Origin of the sequence: Methylocaldum sp. (assembly GCF_039794385.1) — a bacterium.
Classification (GTDB): domain Bacteria; phylum Pseudomonadota; class Gammaproteobacteria; order Methylococcales; family Methylococcaceae; genus Methylocaldum.
Window position 1 is genome coordinate 1 of record NZ_JBDIVO010000292.1, and the last position, 5,694, is coordinate 5,694.

Sequence of the window (5,694 nt, forward strand, 5' to 3'; positions counted from 1 at the left end):
CGTGGCGGCAATTCGAGCTGGGTGCTGTAAAGAATTTCCGGGACCACGGCCTGGTAGCTCCAGGATTCCTGTTTTTTGTCGAAAAGATCCGCCATCGGCGCGGTCAGACCGTCGTTGATGCCCAGCGGCGGAAGGCCCAGAACTTCTTCGATCGTTCGGATCATGCTGACCGTCGTGTAGCGGGTGGATACCAGCGCACCCTGCTTGACGTAAGGACCCACGACATAGGCGATGCTGCGGTGCGCATCCACGTGGTCGCCACCGTTCTGCGCATCGTCCTCGATGACGAAAACCAGCGTATCGTCCTTGAAGCGGCTCTTCGCGACTTTCTCCACCAGCCGGCCCACCGCGTAATCGTTGTCCGCCATCTGGGTTTCCACCGTATTCACGCCGAACCGGGCGGTAGCGAAATTGCCGAAGTGGTCGTGGGGCAACCGGACTAAAGAGAGATTGGGAAGCTGGCCACTCTCGACGTAATGGTCGAACTCCCGCTCCCATTCCTTAAACAGGTAAAAGTCCGAGTTGTTCTGATCGTAACCTCTGAAATATTCGTCGGTGTACGGTTTCAATGCCTGCTTCAGAGCCACCGCCTGTTTGACGCCTTGCCCGAAGGGTTTGTCGACCACCGGGGCACCGGGGAGGTTGGTCACGTAGAACCCGTAGTTCCGTATCGTCAAGCCGGCGCGCAGGGCGGCATCCCACAAATAACCGGTGCCCGCTTCGCCATCCCGTGAGTCCGGGGCCGCCACGTCGGCGCTGCCGGCGAGCATATCGGGATCGGTCAATCCGGATGCCTGTCGTTCCTCCGGCGTGAACGACACCGGGAAGTTGCGGTTGGCCCCTTCCCAGTCGTAGCTCAGGCCGCGCCCGGCGTAGTTGGGCGGCTGGGTCTTCTCGGTGAAGTCCGTAGTCCGCGCCGCCGTGGTCCAGTTCCAGCCGACGCCCGAGGTTTCGCCGCTGTCGTAGAAATTGTCGAGCGTCACGAACTGGCGGGCCAGCCGGTTGTGGTTGGGACTGTAGGGAGACAGGATTGCAAGGCCAGGGTTGCCGTTGCCTTTTTCCAGATCGCCATGGATCTGGTCATAGGTGCGGTTCTCCTTGACCACATAAATGACGTGTTTGATCCGGCTGCGCAGGAAGGCCATGGTGTCTTCCCATCTGGCGTGCTCGTGAACGGTGGGGAAGTCGTTGTTGTAGGCGACCTGCCAGGTGAGCCGTGCCAGATCCTTGCCCTCCGGAACGGGCAGCGTTAGAAAGCCCGCTTTCTCCAGTTGCCAGACGTACTGGTTGGCGGCGTTGCAGGCGCCAAGAGAACCCGGCGCGGTGGAGAGCGTGTTGCGGCAGGCCTGGGTGTTTGGTCCGGCGACCCCTTTGCCGTTCACCACGTAGAGCGTGCTGCCGTCCGGTTTCACGCCGACCGCATTCGGATACCATCCGGTGGGGATGAGACCGATTAGCCGGCTCTTCTTATCCCCAGCATCGTCGCTGTCCTCCGCCTTAGTTGTTTTCTCTGCTCCGCCGCCTTCGAGCTGGATAACGGCCACCGAGTTGGTGCCGCCGTTCGTGACGAACAAGGTTTTTTCATCCGGCGAAAGCGCAACGTTGTTGGGATTTGCGCCCTTGAATCTTTTCGCTTTGGGGAAAACCTGCTCGGGTGCGGTGGTCAGGATCTCCTCGATGATCCGATCTTCGACGGTATCGATGATCAGCACCGTATCGCTGTTGTCGCTGGCGACGTAGAGCCGGTCCTGGGCTTTGTTCAACGTCATCTTGCTGGGCTGCCCCTGGGTCTTGATGCGTCCGCGCACGGCCATTGTGCTGTCGTCCACGTCGAGAACGACCAGTTCGCGATCGCGCTGGGACGAAACATAGGCCTTCTCATTTCCCTTGAAAGACACCGCCAGGGGATAAGTTCCGCCCGGGGTGCCGGCTCGGGAAGGATCAGTCTTGCCGGGGCGAAGATCCAGCTCGCCGATCTTGGTGCGCGTGCTCAGGTCGACCAGACTCACGGAATCGTTTTCATAATTGGCCACCAGCAACCGGTCGCCCTTGGCGTTGACGGATAAGCCCGCAGCCATCGGCCGAATATTCAGACCAGCACCCTGGTTGGCGTGTCCCAGCGGAATTTCCGCGGCCTCGGACCACTGCCCCGCATTCCGCGTGTACACGCGAACCGTATCGTCCACACCACCGGACACATAAAACTCGTGTCCGCCGGGATTCCAGGCCAAACCGTTGAAGGTGTTCGGCACCAGGATCGCCTGTTTCTGAACCGGTGCGAGCCCGGTTATGTCGAAGACGAACACATATTCCATGGATTCTTTTGCCACTCGGGATCCGGTGGAGCTGTTATTGCGGTTATAGCCGCTGGTCAGGATCAGCAGAGTGCTGCCGTCGGGGCTGACGGTCGTATCGACGGCGTGATCGGCCAGGAAATCGGGACGTGTGGGTAGGCCGGGATTGAGCGGCTGAAAGAGGGCATGAGGGGCGGCATCCGGTGTGATGCGCTTGCCGGTCGGCAGGAACTCTCCCTCGGTAAGGACAATACCGGCACGAGTGGAAGTACTCGCGTCGTCATTGCGGCCCCATGCAAGGGTCGATGTCCCGAGTGACAGTATCAATTCAATAGAAATAATCGCGGCAGTTCTTCTTTGCCATAGGCCATTCATATCTAGTCTCCGTCGGGTTGATCACAAGAAACGTGTGGCGCACGGTGAAGGTCGCGCTGGATCATAGGCGTACCACGTTTCAATCTGCTTACCGATGCGTGACAAAATGGAGGCCGTTCTGTGACATAACAGCATGGGCAACGAGAGAACGGCCGGAAATTGCGGGCCACTGAACCGCCCCGGGATTTCCGGAGACTCCGTTTCTCGAGAGGATGGAGTCATGAAAAAGTCATCGAAATTTTCACCAGAGACCTAAGAGCGGGCGGTCCGCCTAGTCCTTGAACATCAAGGGGAGTATGAATCGCAGTGGGCGGCCATCTGCTCGATCGCGGGCAAGAGGAGCGGCGCCGCGGAAACGTTGCGCAAGTGGGTGCGTCGGACGGAACGCGACTCCGGGCAAGAGGGCGCGTGTGCGGTTCGGAGCACGATCGGCTCAAGGCATTGGAGCGGGAAAACCGCGAGCTTAAACGGGCCAACGAGATTCTGCGTAAGGCGGCGGCTTTTTTCGCTTAAGGAGCTCGACCGCCGACTGAAATGAGGGTGGCGTTCATCGACAAACACCGGGTCGCCTATGGGGTCGAGCCGATCCGCGCCCTGTTGCCGATCGCCCCATCGACCTACCACGAGCACAAGACGCGACAGGTGGACCCAGCCCGGTTGCCGCCACGGGCGCAGCGTGACATCAAGCTCTCGAGGGAAATCCGCCGGGTATACGAGGAGAACTTCCAGGTCTACGGCGCCCGTAAAGTCTGGCGACAACTCAAGCGCGAAGGCATTCGGGTGGCCCGCTGCACGGTCGAGCGCCTGATGCGCGCCCCGGGCTATACAAAACCGAGGTCCTCCATCGCCGGGGGCCTTGGCGACACCTCGATGCGGTCGAGTACGCTACCCTGGAATGGGTGGATTGGTTCAATCACCGTCGGTTGCTGGAGCCGATCGGCCATGGGCCTCCGGCGGAGTTGGAACAGGCGTATTATCGCCAATAGGCCGAGTCGGTCATCGCGGCCTGACTCAACATTAACTGTCTCCGGGAAAACCGGGGCGGTTCATTCCGGAACGGCGCACCAGAATGAAACCCGTCAGTCCCGAGGATGTGCAAGCAGCCCGCGATGAGTTGCGGGACACGTCGGAGCCGGTACAGTCTTATTCGACCACCTGGTGAGAGGCACTACCTCGAGTGGTTAACTCTTCGAGCTGGCGGCACCAAACTTCAAGGGCAGCCCGCTTTTCTGCAACGTAGTCGTATCGATCATAGTGCTTCGCCGAAATATCATTCAATGCATGATTCTGAATTCGGTCCCGCACCAGTTTATCGATCCCCAATTCGCCCATCCGCGTCTTTACGGTACGTCGCAGATCCTTCGGGGTCCAGGGCAGCATCTTGGTTTCCTCACAAAAGTCCTGCACGGCATGCGGTAAAGTGGACTCGTTCCAAGGCTTCACAGATAACGGATTGTGGCGACCGGGAAACAACCATTTGCTTTCAGGGTAGATGCTGCGCAAGTCATTCAGAATATCTAGGGCGAGTCGGGTGAGCGGAATGAGATGATCACGTTTATTTTTCACACGAGCAGCAGGAAGCAGCCATAGACCGGCATCAAGGTCGAATTCCGACCAGGCAGCGCGGGTTACTTCGCCTGACCGTTGTCCACCGGTGGCCAACAATAGACGAATCGCCAAGCGATAAGGCAAATGGAAGCCGTCCGTGTTCCAAATCGTCCGGATCTCTTCCCAGGATAGAGCGTCGTACAGGGTAAGTGCCCAAGCGAAGAAAACGTCTGCGCCCGTGAAGTGTGTATTGATAAAAGAACGTTTTGACGCCGGCGGCGGTAACTTGGACACCGAAACTGGGATCACTGCCTCCCTCGTAGCGCCGATAATTAACACCTGTGACTGCCAGGCCCTTGATATTTTTATCCGAAAACGCAGCCATTTGACCTCATCCGTAGCGCATGGCGTTAGTCGCCTTGTAATTCTCCTGAAGCGATCGACGTTTACACATCGGGACTCATCCAGTTCTCTGCACGACCGAATGCAACAGGCGTTCTCTGGTAAAGAGCCTGGTCTTCAAGTAAACGGCGTTTTGAAAGCCGAATTACCGTGGATGCCGTGGCCTCACCTTATTCATACGCCTCAGCTCGACCGGCGAGGTCCGGCCTTTTGACGATACCTTGTCGTAAATCTCATCGAAGGCCAGCTTGCAATACGGCAGCTGCTCCCGCAGTCTGTCGTAGTCTTTGTGATCGAACATGGTTCTAAAATTCTCTCGGCTCAGGGTCGTTCTGGCGTACAGCGCCTGATAACCCCGATGGTCCAGGACGAACTTTTCGAGCGAGGGCAAGGCGGAGGCGTTGTTGAAATTGTCCTTTTTCGGTGTGCCATACGCGCCGATGTCGACATAAAGCTCACCCAGAATGTCACCCTCGCCTCGGAAGGAATGTATGAACCCGAGCTTCCGCTCGTTCTCGTAGACCGCCATGGGCGAAAGCCACAATGGATAGAGTTCGAAATGATCGTCGAAATATTGAATGGATTTGGCCAAGTATCGGATCGGCATCAACATATCCTGAACGACGTGATGCTTTTCCCGAAGCCTTCGGGTCGTTTCCGTTTCCGTATACTTCAATAGCTCGATCCGCGGCGGCAGCGCCCATCCCAATAGCCATCTGAAAAGCGGATGATTGCCGAAGGGAATGATTTCTTCCATCGCCCAAAAGTAGCTTCGAGTATGTCGATGAAAATAATCCCTGAGCGGTACGTACTCGAACCCTTCTTTTCGTTCCGTGAGGTAGGTTTGTGCGTGCTTGTAGAACCATGGCTTATACCATCGTCCGATGGCGTTCAACGGTCCGTCGGCCCCCTTCTCGTCGGTCATCATGCCGCACAGGATGACTGCGGTGTCGCGACTGTAGACCAACCCTTCCACGAAGTCATTTTTCTCCTTATTCCTGCTCTCCGCTTCGAAAACGTCGACCATATCGTCGAGTGAGTAAACGGGACGATAGTGAAGCCGGACGTATTTTTT

2 protein-coding genes, 2 pseudogenes and 1 other annotated feature are annotated in these 5,694 nt (G+C 57.6%); of the genes and pseudogenes, 1 reads left to right on the forward strand and 3 read right to left on the reverse strand.

The genetic code is table 11. From position 1 onward, the window contains the following. On the reverse strand, nt 1–2,669 hold a 2,669-nt coding region (locus ABJK70_RS18910), incomplete at its 3' end, for an alkaline phosphatase family protein (protein ID WP_347258768.1). 370 nt (nt 2,670–3,039) lie between these two features. On the opposite strand from ABJK70_RS18910, the pseudogene ABJK70_RS18915 reads away from it, so the two are divergent. Continuing rightward, nucleotides 3,040–3,655 (forward strand): annotated as a pseudogene (locus ABJK70_RS18915) (IS3 family transposase). Continuing rightward, nucleotides 3,167–3,281 (forward strand) — a sequence feature (AL1L pseudoknot). (Overlaps the previous pseudogene by 115 nt.) A 157-nt stretch (nt 3,656–3,812) precedes the next feature. On the opposite strand, the gene ABJK70_RS18920 reads toward ABJK70_RS18915, so the two are convergent. Beyond that, nucleotides 3,813–4,526: a site-specific integrase gene (locus ABJK70_RS18920; RefSeq protein ID WP_347258769.1), complete on the reverse strand. Its 714-nt coding sequence runs from the start codon at nt 4,524–4,526 to the stop codon at nt 3,813–3,815. A gap of 238 nt (nt 4,527–4,764) precedes the next feature. Beyond that, nucleotides 4,765–5,694 (reverse strand): annotated as a pseudogene (locus ABJK70_RS18925) (FAD-binding oxidoreductase); the annotation flags it as partial.